General features: G+C 48.5%; 14 protein-coding genes and 1 tRNA gene. 10 read left to right on the forward strand and 5 right to left on the reverse strand.

Annotated elements, in window-relative coordinates:
* Window positions 1-23: 23 nt before the first annotated feature.
* Window positions 24-719 carry a (d)CMP kinase gene (gene cmk, locus F452_RS0105185; RefSeq protein WP_018965172.1) on the forward strand — a complete coding sequence of 232 codons (696 nt, stop codon included), beginning with the start codon at window positions 24-26 and terminating at the stop codon, window positions 717-719.
* On the forward strand, window positions 716-1,585 hold the full coding sequence (locus F452_RS0105190) for a 4-hydroxy-3-methylbut-2-enyl diphosphate reductase (protein WP_018965173.1): 870 nt from the start codon (window positions 716-718) through the stop codon (window positions 1,583-1,585). The genes cmk and F452_RS0105190 overlap by 4 nt, the downstream gene beginning before the upstream one ends.
* Here F452_RS0105190 and F452_RS0105195 read toward each other — a convergent pair.
* Window positions 1,569-2,624, reverse strand: a complete 1,056-nt coding sequence (locus F452_RS0105195; protein WP_018965174.1) for an endonuclease/exonuclease/phosphatase family protein — start codon at window positions 2,622-2,624, stop codon at window positions 1,569-1,571. The genes F452_RS0105190 and F452_RS0105195 overlap by 17 nt on opposite strands.
* Before the next feature lie 249 nt (window positions 2,625-2,873).
* Here F452_RS0105195 and F452_RS0105205 point away from each other — a divergent pair, with 249 nt between their 5' ends.
* From F452_RS0105205 to F452_RS0105230, 6 genes are all read left to right on the forward strand, one after another.
* Window positions 2,874-3,368: a hypothetical protein gene (locus tag F452_RS0105205; RefSeq protein WP_026292214.1), complete on the forward strand. Its 495-nt coding sequence runs from the start codon at window positions 2,874-2,876 to the stop codon at window positions 3,366-3,368.
* A 1,112-nt stretch (window positions 3,369-4,480) separates the two neighbouring features.
* Complete coding sequence (locus F452_RS0105210) at window positions 4,481-5,413, forward strand: hypothetical protein (protein ID WP_018965178.1); 933 nt, start codon at window positions 4,481-4,483, stop codon at window positions 5,411-5,413.
* Complete coding sequence (locus F452_RS0105215) at window positions 5,410-8,103, forward strand: C25 family cysteine peptidase (protein ID WP_018965179.1); 2,694 nt, start codon at window positions 5,410-5,412, stop codon at window positions 8,101-8,103. Before F452_RS0105210 ends, F452_RS0105215 begins: the two co-directional genes overlap by 4 nt.
* 63 nt (window positions 8,104-8,166) lie before the next feature.
* A complete protein-coding gene (locus F452_RS0105220) occupies window positions 8,167-8,856 on the forward strand; it encodes a hypothetical protein (protein WP_018965180.1) in 690 nt (229 codons plus the stop codon).
* A 7-nt stretch (window positions 8,857-8,863) separates the two neighbouring features.
* Window positions 8,864-9,802: a T9SS type A sorting domain-containing protein gene (locus tag F452_RS0105225; protein WP_235317491.1), complete on the forward strand. Its 939-nt coding sequence runs from the start codon at window positions 8,864-8,866 to the stop codon at window positions 9,800-9,802.
* Window positions 9,803-10,057: 255 nt separating this feature from the next.
* A complete protein-coding gene (locus F452_RS0105230) occupies window positions 10,058-12,289 on the forward strand; it encodes a polyribonucleotide nucleotidyltransferase (protein WP_018965182.1) in 2,232 nt (743 codons plus the stop codon).
* A gap of 577 nt (window positions 12,290-12,866) precedes the next feature.
* Here the strand turns inward: F452_RS0105230 and F452_RS0105235 are convergent.
* The 3 genes from F452_RS0105235 to F452_RS0105245 all read right to left on the reverse strand — a co-directional run bounded on the left by F452_RS0105235 (window position 12,867) and on the right by F452_RS0105245 (window position 14,021).
* Entirely contained in the window at window positions 12,867-13,250 is a 384-nt protein-coding gene (locus tag F452_RS0105235; protein WP_018965183.1) for a DUF3276 family protein, read from the reverse strand.
* Between the two features lie 109 nt (window positions 13,251-13,359).
* Complete coding sequence (locus F452_RS0105240; protein ID WP_018965184.1) at window positions 13,360-13,911, reverse strand: HD domain-containing protein; 552 nt, start codon at window positions 13,909-13,911, stop codon at window positions 13,360-13,362.
* Between the two features lie 26 nt (window positions 13,912-13,937).
* Window positions 13,938-14,021 (reverse strand) — tRNA-Leu (locus F452_RS0105245).
* Window positions 14,022-14,208: 187 nt separating this feature from the next.
* Between F452_RS0105245 and rpe the strand changes: the two genes are divergently transcribed.
* Both rpe and F452_RS0105255 read left to right on the forward strand, forming a co-directional pair.
* Complete coding sequence (gene rpe / locus F452_RS0105250) at window positions 14,209-14,865, forward strand: ribulose-phosphate 3-epimerase (RefSeq protein ID WP_018965185.1); 657 nt, start codon at window positions 14,209-14,211, stop codon at window positions 14,863-14,865.
* A gap of 9 nt (window positions 14,866-14,874) precedes the next feature.
* Window positions 14,875-16,410, forward strand: a complete 1,536-nt coding sequence (locus F452_RS0105255; RefSeq protein ID WP_026292216.1) for a ComEC/Rec2 family competence protein — start codon at window positions 14,875-14,877, stop codon at window positions 16,408-16,410.
* Here the strand turns inward: F452_RS0105255 and F452_RS0105260 are convergent.
* Window positions 16,349-16,909, reverse strand: a complete 561-nt coding sequence (locus F452_RS0105260) for a shikimate kinase (RefSeq protein ID WP_018965187.1) — start codon at window positions 16,907-16,909, stop codon at window positions 16,349-16,351. The two genes, F452_RS0105255 and F452_RS0105260, sit on opposite strands and share 62 nt — an antisense overlap.
* Window positions 16,910-16,918 lie beyond the last annotated feature (9 nt).

Genomic DNA, 16,918 nt, shown 5'->3' on the forward strand with positions numbered 1-16,918 from the left:
ATCAACCATCAGCTTACTTTCTTATGACTAATCCGATCATTATTGCCATCGATGGGCATAGCTCATGTGGGAAAAGTACCATGGCCAAGGATTTGGCTCGTGCCATCGGTTATATATACGTGGATACCGGTGCCATGTACCGTGCCGTAACATTGTACTCTATCCGCAGGGGGCTGTGGAAAGACGGAGCTCTCGATGCAGAGACTCTGCGAAGCCAAATGTCCGATGTACGGATTACGTTCCGGTTAAATACGGAGACAGGATTGCCGGAGACTTATTTGAACGGAGAAAATGTAGAGCAGGATATTCGCAGCATGGAAGTCTCTGCCAAAGTCAGCCCGATCGCCACGCTTGATTTCGTACGCGAGGCAATGGTGCGTGAGCAGCAGGCAATGGGAAAGAGCAAAGGCATAGTGATGGATGGCCGTGACATAGGCACTACGGTCTTCCCCGAAGCGGAAATGAAGGTATTCGTGACGGCTCTGCCGCATGTGCGAGCACAACGCCGCTTGGACGAATTGCGTGCCAAGGGCGATGTTGCCATTACTTTCGATGACGTACTGGCCAACATAGAAGAGCGCGACAGGATCGACTCCACGCGTGCCGTTTCACCTTTGAGGCAGGCTGAGGATGCCTTAGTGCTGGACAATTCTCATATGACCATCCCACAGCAGAAGGCATGGTTGCTGGAGCGTTTTCAGGAAGTGACCGGTTCATGATTCCGATAGAAATAGACAGCGGATCGGGATTTTGCTTCGGTGTGGTCAATGCTATTCGTCATGCCGAGAATCAATTGGAGAAAAGCTCCGATAAGCTGTACTGCCTAGGCGACATCGTACACAATACGCTGGAAGTCGAACGGTTAGGGAAGAAAGGATTGGAGACGATCGATTACGATGCTTTTTCCCGGCTCCGTGGGGCAAAAGTGCTGTTGCGAGCCCACGGCGAACCGCCCAAAATCTATCGGATGGCAGGAGAAAATGGGGTAACGATTATAGATGCCACCTGTCCCGTGGTACTCCGCTTGCAAAACAAAATCAAATCACGATACGAAGCTACGCGCAGCCTCGGCGCACAAGTCGTCATCTACGGCAAAAGGGGGCATGCGGAAGTAAACGGTCTGGTCGGGCAGACCGAAGGAACGGCTATTGTCATCGAGAGCGAAGAGGAGCTGGACAAAATAGACTACACACGTCCCGTCATCCTCTTTTCACAAACGACCAAGAGTCTGGAGGGATTCGGACAGATCATTGACAGCATCAGCGCACGTATGCAGCCGGGTGTAACATTCGAGCATCACGATACCATCTGCCGTCAGGTGGCCAATCGGATCCCGCATATCGGAGCTTTCGCAGCTGCACACGAATTGGTGTTCTTCGTGGCCGGAGAGAAAAGCTCCAATGGAAAAGTACTCTTCGCACATTGTCTGGCAGCTAATCCCCGCAGTATATTTATTTCCTCTCCGGAGCTTATCGTGCCGGATATGCTCGTGCCACTGCCGACCAGCATAGGCATCTGCGGAGCTACCTCCACGCCCCGATGGCAGATGGAAGAGGTGGCATCGCGTATCAAGGCTCTGTTGTAAACTCGGCCATCACGGGCAAGTGGTCGCTATACCCTCCTTTATAATGCATCCCCTGATAAGTACGATTGGGCGCGATACGCGCTACATTGTACGGAGCGGAGTGTACCAAATAAGGCAGGACTACGTTCTTGACCGATCCGGCTCGGTAGCTGATCCGTGAATCTGACTTCAGCAAATTACCGGACACGATGATGTGATCCAACTGTTCCCACTTACCTTTATACAGAGTCGTTCCGGGAGGAATTTGAGAGAGAGGACGCCCTGAGAGGTTGTACAACTCTCCGGCTCCTACTTTGTCGGCATCGGGTAGAACGGTATACGCTCGCAGGGTTTCAGTCAGAGGTGATTCGTTCGGATTGCTGTTGAGGTCTCCCATGATCAGGATAAAAGGATTGTCCCGACGGTTTACTATTTCATCACATTTTGCCCTTAGGAGCGTGGCGGCATCGTGCCGATAAGAATCCGTCTTACGCACACCTCCCCTACGGGAAGGGAAATGACAAACGAATACATCCAGCGTGTCTCCACCGGCCAACCGTCCCTGAGCATGTAGGATATTCCTCGTTCGTCTGTCCCTCTCGCCTCGAAAGCGTACTCTATACTCTTCTTTGTGATCCAGACTGAACAGCTCCGGCCGATAGAGCAGAGCTACGTCTATTCCGCGCTTGTCCGGGCTGTTAGTCATCACATAGCGGTAGCCCTGTTCTCCGAGAGGGGTACGGCTCAGCAGATTGTTCATGACCGTATCATTTTCCACCTCTACGAGAGCCACCAGTGCCGGCCAATCGGGACCACCCACAGCTTTGATCACCGAAGCCACCTGTTTGAGCTTGCGGTTGTAACGGTTCGGCGTCCACTTCAACTCTCCTTCTGGGAGAAATTCTCTGTCGTCCTTGCCAACATCGTCATAACAGTCGAAAAGGTTCTCGACATTATAGGTCATCACACGGAAGGAAACAGGCTTCGGATGAGGGGCAAGACCTCCTGAAACGACTGCTATTCCGATGGAAGGAATGATGGTCTTTATGATCTTTTTCATCGGCCCAAAGGTAGTCACTCCCATCCATTTATCCGGCAGGTTTGGCAATGTATTGGAGCGGCTCCTGAGAGCTAAGTGTTTGATAGATTGGCTAAAACGCTTATCTTTGTCGCCGTGGTTGCTTCTACAAGCCCTTAGCGAAGGGTGGGCTGCCACCTCGAAACCCTCCGAAACACGGGGGCTCAAGCCTGCCGGATCCGTCGCTCTGACGGGCGGTTGCTTGGGGATGTCTAACTATAACGGAATAGTATGAAATTAAAGAGGATACTTTCCGGCTCATTGGTCGCGGCAGCCTTGCTTTTGTCAGGCAGCTCGGCCTCCTCTCCGTCCGAAGCCATAGATGGCTTGGCAGTAGGGGCAGTGGTGCCGGAGGTAAAGTCTTTGGTCGTACAGTCGGATGGCGGCACAGAGGCTGCTTCGTACACGCTAGTCCACTTCTGGGCGGCATACGACGGAGAGAGCAGAGCCGGTAATGTCCGATGGTCTCGTTATTTTGCCAAAAGGCCCGATAGTCGGGTACGGTATGTAGGTGTTTCGATGGATAAGAACCTATCGGTATTCACGAACACCTTGGCTTTCGACCAAATAGACTTGTCTGCCCAGCGACTGGTGGAAAATAGTAAACGCGATCAAATGCTCAACGTATATGGCTTGAAGATCCGTTTCCACAGCTATCTGGTAGACGCACAAGGGATTATACGGGCAGTAGATCCGAATCCCGAACAACTGGGAACAATACTCTAAGCCGGATGAGTCCGGCCTGTGCGAACGAGGGTGCACCCGCAAGGGAGCACCCTCGTTCCATTTCGAGACGAATATATCAGAATCTCCTGCCCTGCTTACCACTGTTGCCACCTTCTCCGGAGGCATCCACAGCGAAGCCATCGGCCATCTCTCCTCGAAAAACATCTTGAAAACACTTTCGGGAATTCAAAGAGAGCACAAAAGGATAACCCCAAAAACAATAAACCGCTCAAAAATCATGCGCCAAAAAAGTTTTCAACAACGAAGACGAGTTTGGAATGATTCCAAATAAGCATCTCCGGAGACAATAAAACCGAGGCAAAAGCAGCGAGGAGATGAACTTTCACAGACTGAAAAACGAATTAAAACAAGTCGGACAACGATCTGTATATAAAACATTTTTGATTTATATATAAATCGTTTTCGTTTTGTATATAAATCGTTTTTAATAAATATATAAATCGTAAATGATTTATATATAAATCGCAGGATCAAAAAAGCCTTTTCAGCAGCTGATATAAAAGAAGCACCCGTCGAGTTCTCCGTAGAACTCCGACGGGTGCAGCCCGGATATGTATGTGGTGGGGCCTATGCCAAGATGCTATCCTTCTACATGTGATCTGAAGTGGATGTACGAATTTCCTCTGTGCAATCTCGGATCGGATCGTGGTTTGTTGCTGAGGCGAAATGCCCGAACAGGAGCTTATTCGGGCTTGATGTCAGGTGATGGGGCGTAGCTGGTATTCACAGATGTGTGGCATTTTCTTCTATAAATATTCTCTTTTTCAATTTATTGCTCGTTTCCAATACACGGGGAATCCACAGTTCGGAGCAATGCTTTTCGGCAAGACAAAATTAGCCAAATCTTTTTTTCCCACCAACGGCTATTGCCCTTCAGGGTATAATCTGCATGACACAATTTTTGAGGAAAATATTTGCACAATTTAATTTCATTTTATACATTGTAGCCGAAAATCAACTGTAGAGACACTTACTTATGAAAAACGACGATAATCCACCAAGCACAGTGGCGGCAGACTTGTAAATACTAAAGTCATGCCACGCCCTCCGTGAGAAATAATCAATCAAATTCATTTGAAGACAATACGAAAATGAGAAAAACAATAATTTTCTGCTTGCTGCTCGCCCTGTTTAGCTTTTCTTGGGCACAAGAAAGAGTCGATGAAAAAGTATTCTCCGCAGGAACAAGTATTTTTAGGGGCATCCTTGAAAAGGTGAAAGCACCGCTTATGTATGGAGATCGTGAGGTATGGGGTATGGCTCGTGCGAGCGAGGATTTCTTTTTTATACTTCCCGTTACGGATGACCTCACTCCCGTGCTTTTCTATAACCGTCTTACAAACGAACCCTGCTTTGTGTCAAACCAAGGAATAACTGAGTTTTTCAAATTCGCTCAAGAAGGTGATTACATTGAAGTAGAAGGAAGCTCTGTATTCATGGGGAATCTTTTGTACTATCGTTTTTTTCCGACAAGAATTACCTCCTATAATGCTTCCATTGAAGGCGTTGTGAGCATGACGGGGAATCCTGCTTTTACAATTCCGATACTCCCCGGGGCTTCTGATTGCATAGAAATCTCAAACAACCGCAAAGTCTTTCTGACAAATCAATTAGGGGTTGTAAACATCACTGACGGGATGGAACCTCCGATTATTGCCGGAGTCTCTGCTTCCTTTGGGTCTTCTGTTCGGGTGTATGGTCATGTCTCACAGCGGTGGGACATCATAGGCCGCTGCTATTTGGATATTTATCCGACCAATTGCTACCCGCTCAGCATGAAACCCGTTGCAGGAGACGATGAGGTTTTTGTCAAACAACAAGGCAGGCAAATAGAGATCGATAGCAACAGCCCCATAGTCCAAGTGGTCGTATACGATCTTGAGGGGAAAAGTGTTTTTCGCAAAAGAATGACCGAAAACGCTTATACCCTATCCTTCAGGGCACCTATGCTCGGCTTTATGACTATCATGATCGAAACACAAAATTCGATTATCAATAAAAAACTTAATGTTACTCAGCTATGAGGCGAATAATTTTATTATTCAGTGCTCTCTGCTTCTTCGTGTCACCTTATGTACAAGCGCAGAATGAAGGTTCAGATACTTATTATCGACAAATGTTTGAGCTAATCCGCTCCGACTTCGAACGGGATATGCTCTTACCTCAAGTGACCTCCATAACACTTCCGTCCGGACCGCTATCTGTGGTGAAAAGATTGGAGTTGCAAGCGAAAACGAATCAGACAGCAGAATATGTGATGATAGTTGTCGATAAACTCACTTATGACAATGTTAAATCATACATCGACCGATACGCAACCGACATTAATAATGTGACCCAAAAAAAGATAACTCTTTATACAGTCCAAAATGCATCACACATGGATGTCAAAGATCTTCTTGTACAGAATAGTCCTAACCTATGGGGGGCCGTTTTTATCGGCGATATCCCCACAGCAAGATACGAGGGGCTCCACTTCGAAACAGGTGTCTATGCTTCGTGGCCTTGTGATCTTTACTATATGGACTTGAACGGCGATTGGATAGACAAAAACGGCAACAACATATTCGACAATCACACCGGAAACGCTGCGCTGGAAAAAAACGTAGAGCCGGAAATATTTGTAGGAAGAATATCGACTAAGGGCATTGAAACAGGTTACGCGAAACTCAGAAAATATTTTGACAAAAATCATCAATTCTGGAGCAATACCAACCGCTTTAATGGTAAATACTCTTTGGCATACCTTGATTTCGATTGGACTTCTCTCAACAGCGATCTAGCTGTAGCAGCTCATGACATTTTTGCTCCGGGTGATCTCAAATCGGATTACGTTCGCTGTGGCGTTGATCCAGAATTTGGATCAACGGATTATCTCGAAAGAATCAGCACCACCAAATACGACTTTGCCGTTTTGGCATGTCACTCAAGCCCTACGTGGCACTTCATGACGGGAGGGGGCATTGGCTCACAAACCATTATCAACCGTAATGTTCGCTCCACCTTTTTCAATCTCTTCTGCTGTTCTGCCTGCGATTGGGAGCAACCCTCTACCACCACACCCTACCTCGGCGGTGCATACGTCTATGGCAATGAGAGTGGTACGTTGTCTCTCGTTGGCAGCACCAAAATAGGATCAATGCTGAGATTCTATAACTTTAATTCTCATTTGGGCCAAGGAAAGAGCATCGGAGAGTCCCTCAAGGAATGGTGGCACCAAACCTGTGGAGCCGAACATAGTAACTGGGAGGTTAGCTGGTTCTATGGCCTCACAATAGTCGGAGACCCTTTGCTTTTTATCCCGCAGAAATACGATCTGATGATCAAGGACAATCCTGAGGATATAGGCATTGAGCCCAACCTTTCTACCCAAATCAGTTGGAATAGCCCCGACATTTGGGTTAGAAACCAAAATGACGATGTCCTTGATGAACATCAACAACCTATTTACAAACCGAATGGAGAACCTAACTACATTTATGTCCGCATCCGCAATAATAGTAAGTACACATCCGCTCCTGACGCTGCACTCAGAGTGTCAGCAAGGGGAGACAATTCTTTCTCTGTACAAACTCCAATAGGGACCATACCGGCATTTTCAAGCAAGGTGCTGAAATTCCCGTGGGTTGTTGCAGCCCCACCATCAGATGTAAGCGTAAAGCCGACTTATACATTGTCCGCTAGAATAAATTCTGTGGAAGATGTACTAACATTTTCTACTCCTAACAGCCCCGGCAGCACTGCAGATCACATTCTGAACAACAATAATTTGACAAGAAAAAGAGTAGCAGTACTTAACATCGCACCCGCATATCAAGGAGTAAGTGGATATGGTGTACGAATCTCTTTTGATAGTTTGCCGGGAACAAGCAACTATAGTATAGAGTTCGTGGAAGAGCTGACAGAGACTTATGGATCACCGACGGCAGAAGCCGAAGTTACGCTAAATCTTGGAGATCGCTTGCAAGAAGCATGGCAGCAAAGCGGTGAAGAAGCAATGGGTATATCAAGCTACAGGAGTGGTTCTGATATCCTTCAGATCAACCGGAATTATTCAGAACTAAAAAATATTTCTGTCAATGACAATACCGGTTTAGATCTGACCCTCCACTTCAACTTCTTGACAAAGAAACTGACCAATGACAATCGCTATGTGTATCATGTAAGGATACGCGACAATGCAACCAACGAGATCGTCGATGGACAAACCATTGTTATCAACAAGGAAAACAGTTTTGATGTTCGCTCTGCAATTACTGTGAGTGAAAATGAGAATCCCACCTTGATGGCAGAAGAGATCTCTATTCCGGCATCTTACAACTGGTATGATGGCTCTATGAACTTGCTTGCTGCAGATACGCTTGTCTTTGATGCCAATCAGAACAACGGAGAGTATATCTTAGAAGTAACAGCAAAAGAAAGCGGCTTCAAAGACTACTCGCATATCTCTGTGATTCCGACAAACCAGATCGCGTCCATATCTCCCAATCCTGCCACGAACCTAATAACCATTACTTTCAGTAAAGTAATGCAACAGGGGGCAAAGATCGGCATCGTATCTGCTCAGGGTGTCAATATGGAGACAATCGTATTCGGACAAGAATGTTCTTCATTCACGAAAGATGTTTCCGGTTATCCTGCTTCCTCTTACACCGTTATTCTTTGGGATGCCGGTGGAAAGAAAGTAGGCAGCAAGATTTTTGTTAAACAGTAACGATTAACTCAGAGCCGGAATCATATAGAATTTATATAATTCCGGCTCTTAACTAATAAGTTTATGATGAAAAAAGCATTTGTTTTCGTACTACTGGTTTGCCTATTCTCCTCGTTCAGCAGTTTTGCCCAAACAGCTACGAACGGCAGCCGGAGTTATTTTACAGGACGAATCGAGAAGGTGAGTTTGAACTTAGGGGTCCCACCCGTAAGCACGGAGATTTGGGGAATAACCCATGATGCGAATGGTCTCCCTTTCGAAATACCTATCTCTTTCAGTCGTTTCAACAGCCTGGGAGATATAGCTACCACCTATTACATAGCGAATAGCGAGGCAACTTTGAATGAATGGTGCGACTATGCACACCCGGGCGACATCGTGACGATAGAAGGTCGTTTTATGAAAATGACTTACAACATACCAACCTACAATGCTGTCTGCACTCGGATCACATTTGAGAATCAAGAAATAGAAGGAGCGATCGTCTTGATACCCAAACCCAAAGTCTCGCTACCTCATGTATCGGAATCGGTACCCTGTATCCGAACCGAAGCCGGGAGGGAGTTTATCCTTTGCAAAGAAGACGACACCTTTGTGTCTTACGATGGTAACGAAGTAACGATAGGAGGTAAACCTTTCTTGCTCAATACCAATGTAAAGATTGTGGGGGACGTATCCCAAAAGTATGCCGTGGGCGCAGGAGAAATTCGATTCCTGCAGATTTGTGCCAAAACAGTATCACAACAAAAATGAACACAAGATGAAACAAACAATACTCGGCATACAGCTACCGCAATGGACAAGGATTTGGCTTTCATTTTTCATGATTGCAGGATGTACAGTAGCATTATCGGGGCAATCGCAATCGAGAGGATACGCAACGACCGGCATCTTAGAGCCTGTCATGTTGCCCGATACTGTCTCAGTCGATTATCACTCGGCCTGGGGGATGGTATGCGATGCACAACTGAATGCCTTTGACAAGCCGATAGCCTTTAGAGCACCATTCAGTTATCAGGGAAAAGGTTATTATTATCCTACAGCTTATTATGGGGGATTAAGGGAGTTCTGTCCATACGCCAAGTTGGGCGATAGGCTCGTTACAGAAGGTCGTTTCCATGAATTTGATGCCTACTATGAACTGATGTGCACACGCATCACTCTCCCCAATCGAACATTCGAGGGAGTGATTACCGAGATTCCTATGCCGCAATTCACGTATCCGGAAGTGACAGCTACCATTGTTTGCGTAAAAGAGGACAGCGGCTTCGAGATCGCAATCAAAGATGACGAAGGCAACTTTATCAGTAGTGAAAATGGCGAAGTAATGATAGCCGGCAACTCCTACCCCCTCCAAACACACGTCAGGATAGAGGGAGATATTGTGCAGGATTACCAGCTGAAGTATCCCATTATCTTCTATAGCACGGTTGCCAAATCATGCCACACGACAGACAGCCAAAACGTTATACCTTCGTCGAATGACATAAATGTCTACGCCAAAGGAACGGTCATCAGCATCAAGGCAGAAAAACAGATCGAAGCAGTCTATATTTATGATATGGCAGGACGGATACTTTTTGCCACGAGTCAAACACAGGGCCGAGAATTTTGTATCGACTTAAAGACGAAGGGCCATGTTCTCGTCACTGTTTTGTTCGCAGATAATACACAGACATCTAAGAACATCATCTTGTAGGACGGGTTTCGTCAGCTCTGAGAAACCGACCTTGAGCATTCTATCAAGAGGCATCGCGAAAAAACGTATTATTTGAATCCTATTGACGCCGATGAGAACACTTTCGTCGGCGTCTTTTTCTATGTATATATGCAACGCTACTGCAGATGGGATGTGCAGTGGAGTTATTTTATTATTATTCTGCATTTTATCGTCCCTTTTGTGTACTTTTGCCCACGATACTAAAGAGTTATAGATTAGAAATAAAAAAGACTTATGCTTAACGTTGTAAGTAAGACTATCGATCTGGGGGACGGCCGTTCCATTAAGATCGAAACCGGCAAATTGGCCAAGCAAGCCGATGGTGCCGTGACAGTCACCATGGGCAATACGGTATTGCTCGCTACAGTTTGTGCAGCCAAAAACGCTAACCCCGGCTGCGACTTCATGCCTCTTCAGGTGGAATACAAGGAGAAATACTCCGCCATCGGACGCTTCCCCGGAGGATTCACTCGCCGTGAAGGCAAGGCTTCGGATTATGAGATCCTGACTTGCCGCCTTGTGGACCGCGCCCTTCGTCCGCTTTTCCCGGACAACTATCATGCAGAGGTATTCGTCAATGTGATCCTCTTTTCAGCCGACGGCGAGGATATGCCCGATGCCTTGGCCGGTTTGGCTGCTTCGGCAGCTCTCGCCGTCTCCGATATACCGTTCAACGGCCCTATCAGCGAAGTACGGGTAGCGCGTGTGGACGGCCGTTTTATCATCAATCCCACTTTCGAGCAGCTTGAGCGCGCCGACATAGACCTGATGGTCGGAGCCACGATGGACAACATCATGATGGTCGAAGGTGAAATGGACGAAGTACAGGAATCCGAAATGCTCGAAGGCATTCGCGTAGCACACGAAGCCATCAAGGTACAGTGCAAGGCACAGCTCGAACTGTCGGAAGCAGTAGGAAAGCTCCAAAAGCGCGAGTACTGCCACGAAGTGAACGATGAAGACCTGCGCAAGAAGGTACACGACGAATGCTACGCTCGCGCCTATGAGGTGGCGACCAGTGGCACCGGCAAACATGAACGCGGCGAAGCTTTTGAAAAGATCGTAGAAGAATTCAAAGCTCAGTATACAGAAGAAGAGCTCACTGAGAAGGGCGAAATGATAGCTCGCTACTACCATGATGTAGAAAAGGAAGCAATGCGTCGTGCCATCCTTGACGAAGGCAAACGTCTGGACGGACGCAAGACCACAGAGATCCGTCCCATATGGATCGAAACAGATTGCCTGCCCGGCCCGCATGGTTCAGCTATTTTCACTCGTGGTGAGACGCAGTCCCTCACGACCGTTACTCTCGGAACAAAGAGCGACGAAAAGCTCGTGGACGACGTACTCAACTATACGAAGGAACGCTTCCTGCTGCACTACAACTTCCCTCCTTTCTCCACCGGTGAAGCTCGCCCCCAGCGTGGTGTAGGCCGCCGCGAGATCGGTCATGGCAATTTGGCTCACCGTGCCCTCAAGCGCATGATACCGGCAGATTACCCTTACGTGGTACGCGTGATCAGCGATATATTAGAATCCAATGGTTCATCCTCAATGGCTACTGTCTGCGCGGGAACTTTGGCTCTGCGCGATGCCGGCGTACAGATCCGCAAACCCGTATCCGGTATTGCCATGGGCTTGATCTCCGAAAATCAGGGTAAGAACTACGCCATCCTCTCGGATATACTCGGCGACGAAGACCACCTCGGCGATATGGACTTCAAGGTAACGGGTACGAAAGACGGTATCACGGCCACGCAAATGGACATCAAGGTAGACGGTCTCAGCTACGAGATTTTGGAGAATGCTCTGGAGCAAGCGAAGCAAGGACGCCTACACATCCTCGGTAAGATTATGGAAGCTCAACCCGAGACGAGAGACGACCTCAAGCCCCACGCCCCACGTATCGAGAAGATGCGCATCGGCAAGGAGTTTATCGGAGCCGTGATAGGCCCGGGCGGAAAGATCATTCAAGGTATACAAGAGAAGAGCGGCGCCACGGTGAACATCGAAGAAGTGGATGGCATGGGCGTTATCGAAATCAGCGGTACGAACAAGTCCTGCATCGATGCCGCGATCGGCATGATCAAGGGTATTGTGGCTATGCCGGAAGTTGGAGAAACCTATCCGGGCAAGATCACAAGTGTGATGCCCTATGGCTGCTTCGTCGAATTCCTCCCCGGTAAGGAAGGACTCCTGCACATCTCGGAAGTGGATTGGAAACGATTCGAGACCATCGAGGACACCAACCTGAAGGAAGGCGAATCCATCGACGTGAAGCTGCTCGACATAGATCCGAAGACCGGCAAATTCAAACTCAGCCGCAAGGTACTATTGGAAAAACCGGAAGGCTACGTGGAGCCTCAGCCGAGAGAGCGACGTGAGCGTCGCGAAGGCGGACGCGAGGGAGGTCGCAATTTCGAGCCTCGTGGAGGCGATCGTGAACATCGCGAGCCCCGCGGCTAAAACGCATCAAGTGAGACAAGCCACTGCTTCCGCAGCGTAATACGCCCCATCAGGAAAAGGGCTTATAGTCCTTAGGACAGTAATACTTTCTTATCCATCAGCGAGGCATCCCGCTTTGCTGATGGATTTGCTTTTATAAGGCATAGCCATTTCTACCTCTTGCGATGGATATACTCAGACTTCTTGTATTCGCCCAAAGCAGTATGGCCTAAGTGATGTATGTAAGTAGGAATCCAAAGCCGGATTAACGGCTGCGAGCCTCAACTCTTTTTAGTACACATTGGCAAGATCTTGGAGCTTATATCCATTTAGCCATATGGTTAGGTAGCGTATAGAATAATTTTACTTATTAATCGGTATTGCGGAGATACATGGCTGACTATACCTTTGCCAATGTAATAGTAACACATTTGTTTAACCAAAGCCATTTGGTCTTAATGATGTAACCATTATAAAAGTGATAAATCGATCGCAGTCGGTAGGACTTCATAGAAATACCGAAAAAAAGCACTTCTCCGGGAGGAGAGGTGCTTTTTTGTTTTATATCCGCACAGAGAGAGGTGAGAATAGGAAAAGGTCAAAAATCGAAATCTATTTTCAGCGGCTCATCTCCTCCCAAAATAGAATCGGAGGACTCCGCCAAGCCCTCCACCTCTGTAGCCATATAGGAAAGTCTCTGCTCCATATCGGGCAAGCCAATGGCTTGTTCGCATCCGGGCACCTCACTCTTCTCTTCGAAAGACTTTAGCACGTCCAAAAAGGCTTCTGTGAATTTGGCAAAATCTTCACGATACAGGAAAACCTTATGCCGCGTCATTGCAGCACCTTCTTCGGCACTGTTGCTTTCGGTTATCACCAGATAGTCATTTCCTTTGGAATCGCGTTTGGCATCAATGTAGTAGAAGCGTTTGCCGGCTTTGACGCAGCGCGAATAAAGAGCGAAAGGCAATTTGTCTGTCATCGATCGATTGATTATGAAGCTGTTATACTATCTAACAATACCGTTTGTATACAGAAGGGGAATACATCGTCCGATTATATCGAGCGGCTCCACGGTTTACTCCGGACTATTATTCTACCGGAATCTTGAATATGGCGTGCATCTCATCGAAACGGCGCAGACTGTCAGCCCCATAGGAGAGCATACTGCGTCTGACTGCTTCAAGTTTCTTCACACGGTGGAGTTTCGTTTTGGAGAAAAACTTATCTGCATAACAAACAATTTTCTCCTCGATACTATGAGGAATATAAATACCTGCCGGGAGAGCAATCTGTCTGGCAGCAATATCCTCCGGCGTCAATCCTGACCCCGTATGGCGTTCGCAAACCAGAGCATGATGCGGATAACCCTCTTTGCGCAGAATATTGGCACCCAGATATCCATGTAGGATATAAGGTTCTTTCCCAAAACAGGCAATGCTCTCGGCATCGGTCAAGAATATGCCAATATCATGCAGCATGGCAGCCTCTTCGACGAAGAGACGATCCACTTGAAGTTCGGGATGGCTATCGACGACACGAAGAGCCATGGCCGCCACGTCGCGACTATGCTCTACTAAGATATGATATTGGTCGGTTCCCTCTGTGTAGTACTTATTGATGATACTGATCGGATTCATCATTTAGGGAAAGAGAGTTAGACGGGAAGTGCCCGGAGCCGGGATCGAACCGGCACGAATTTGCATTCATTGGTGTTTGAGACCAACGCGTCTACCAATTCCGCCATCCGGGCAATTGTCTTTTCGAATACGGCGCAAAGGTAGAAAAATAATTCAATCCACAATGATTTCGCAGATAAAAACCCAGGGCTTGGGAATTACAGAAATTACAGGAAGCCCGTTTGAATCTGTACGTGATCGCAAAGAAAGGCATAACTTTGTGAGTATCGAATCAACAAAAAATAAACCCGATACTATCTTATGCAACCTATCGTATCTCCATCTTTGCTGTCGGCCGACTTCCTGCATCTGGCCGACGATGTCGAAATGATCAATCGCAGCGAGGCCGACTGGCTGCATATCGACGTCATGGATGGCGTATTCGTCCCCAATCTTTCGTTCGGTTTTCCCATTCTCGAGGCTATCCGACTGATTTGTAAGAAGCCGCTCGATGTTCACCTGATGATCGTGGAGCCGATGAAGTTCGTGGACAGGCTCGCCGAACTGGGCGTTTATATGATGAACGTCCACTATGAAGCCAGTCCGCACCTGCATCGCTCACTGGCGGCGATTCGCAAGGCCGGCATGAAATCGGGCGTCACGCTCAATCCGCATACTCCCGTGGAGGTGCTGACCGACGTGCTGGAAGAGGCCGATATGGTGCTTCTGATGAGCGTAAACCCCGGATTCGGAGGACAGAAATTCATCGAAAGGACGATAGACAAGACGCAACGCCTGCGCCGAATGATCGATAGCCAAGGTCTGGATACGATTATTCAGATCGACGGCGGTGTCAATGCCACCACGGGAAAACGCCTGATCGAAGCAGGAGCCGATTCGCTCGTGGCCGGCAGCTATGTGTTCGGAGCAGAGAAGCCGGAAGAGGCCATCAGTCTGCTGAAGAGTTATAGCCGTTAGGCTGTTGGTATGCCGGTCTGCCCGAAGCCGTACTTTTGCCCCGGACCGTTTCTGTGGGTATTGCTTTTCCTGTCGATAGGCATAGGCCTGACGGAATACTTTCGCTCTCCTGTCGTTGCGCTTGGTGCGCTGACGACAGGATTTTTTCTTTATATCCTCAGTTTCTTTTTCCGTCCGGCTGTTGGAAAAAGGACTATTGCAGCTCTTCGTTTCGCCCCGATCGGCTTGCTTCTCGTTGCTGCGGGAGCTTTCTCTACACAGCTGACACGAGAGCGGCTGACAGCGTCTTCACGCTACAAGCTGTCTTCGTCCGACACCTTTCGGGTCATCGGGAATCCGGAGCCATGCGAAGGCAAGCTGCGGATGCAAGTGCAACTGTCCGAAGCCTCCTCCTCATCTTATATCCTGTACATCCGACACGAAGGAGAATACGAGCCGATCGTTCGTGGCGATATGCTCAAGCTCAGGAAATTCTATGCCCGATCGGCCGAAGAATGGGAGCAGCAAGCTCCTGCGATGGGGCGGTATATGGCCGGCAAGGGACTGTCCGGCAGTCTGCATGCCAAGACCGGAGATGTAGAAATCTTGCCGGCAGCCGAACGGCCGTTCTCTCTCAGACAAAAGGCTTTGGATTTGTCGGATCGCTTGGCGGCTACGTTGTACGAACTTTCCCCTTGGCTACTGTCCGAATCGCAGCGTGCGATGCTCGAGACCATGTGTCTGGGGCGTGAGGGCGAAGCTCCCGACGTTCGCCGCAAGTTCGTCGCGGCAGGCGTGGCACATATCCTTGCGGTGAGTGGTTTTCACGTGGGTATCGTATTGGCTGCCCTCGGTTTTCTTATGCGCATTCTGCCGATACCGCAGCGATGGCGTCGGGCAGAGTGGTTGCTTCCGCTTGCAGGGGGATGGATATACGCATTCGTTTGCGGGCTGGGTGCTCCCGTAGTCCGAGCCATGCTGATGGCTACCTTATATATAGTCGGCAAATGCTTGGGCAGACCGACGGATGGATTGAATATCTGGGCTGCGGCAGCTTGTATCACACTCGTGGTCGATCCACTCTCTTTCTATGATGTAGGATTTGTGCTCAGCTATGCTGCGGTAGCTTCTATCCTGATCTTCTTCAGACCGCTGGCGTCCTTGCTCCCCGATGTGCGGCAGCCTCTTCTCCGTCTGTGTCGTGATACCATGGCACTATGCCTCGCAGCACAGGCTTTCACCCTGCCGTTGGCGGCTCATTATTTCGGACATATCGGCATTATTTTCCTTTGGGCCAATCTTCCGCTTACCCTGCTGGTCGTTTTTCTGATTCCCCTTAGCCTTATCTATATGGTATTGGCAGCTGTCGGATTCCCTTTGGTGTTGCTGTCTCGAGTAGTCGGTATTTGTGCCGATGGGGCGGAGAGATTGGTCACTGCGGCAGCTGCTGTGTCGCCGAACGTGGAATACGCCTGGCAGCCTTCCTTGCCGGTCGCACTATGTATTATGGCTGTATTGCTTGCGGTAGGTATCCTTTGGCGCGCAAATCGGCGACAATACGAGTGACAAGTCGCCTCTCATCCTCTTCGTCCACCAGCTTCTCTGCATTTACAATCACCTTTGCACGGCGATATATATCGCCTCGGAAAGCCATTTCTTCACGGATGTGGGAGAGCAGTTCTTCGCCGGTCTTGTCTTTCACCTTCGGCCTTGTCCGCTTGCATAACTCCAGACGAACGGCAAGAACCTCGTCCGAAACTTCCAAATACAGCGTCAGGCCGGCTTCGTTCATCAGCTCCATATTGTCCGAATGACAGGACAATCCGCCCCCTGTGGCAATAATGGTATCCTCCATCCCCGATAGTTCCTCGATGACGACACGCTCGCGCCTGCGAAAAACCGCCTCGCCCTCGTCACGGAATATATCCGCCACGCACTTGCGAAATCGGTTCTCGATGAAGAAATCCGTATCAATAAAACGCCAGCCGAGCAGATCGGCCATCTTGCGCCCTACCGTACTCTTGCCGGAACCCATATAGCCAACGATAAAAATCGGAGCGTGCATCTTACCTCA

Origin of the sequence: Porphyromonas gulae DSM 15663, assembly GCF_000378065.1 — a bacterium.
Taxonomy (GTDB): domain Bacteria; phylum Bacteroidota; class Bacteroidia; order Bacteroidales; family Porphyromonadaceae; genus Porphyromonas; species Porphyromonas gulae.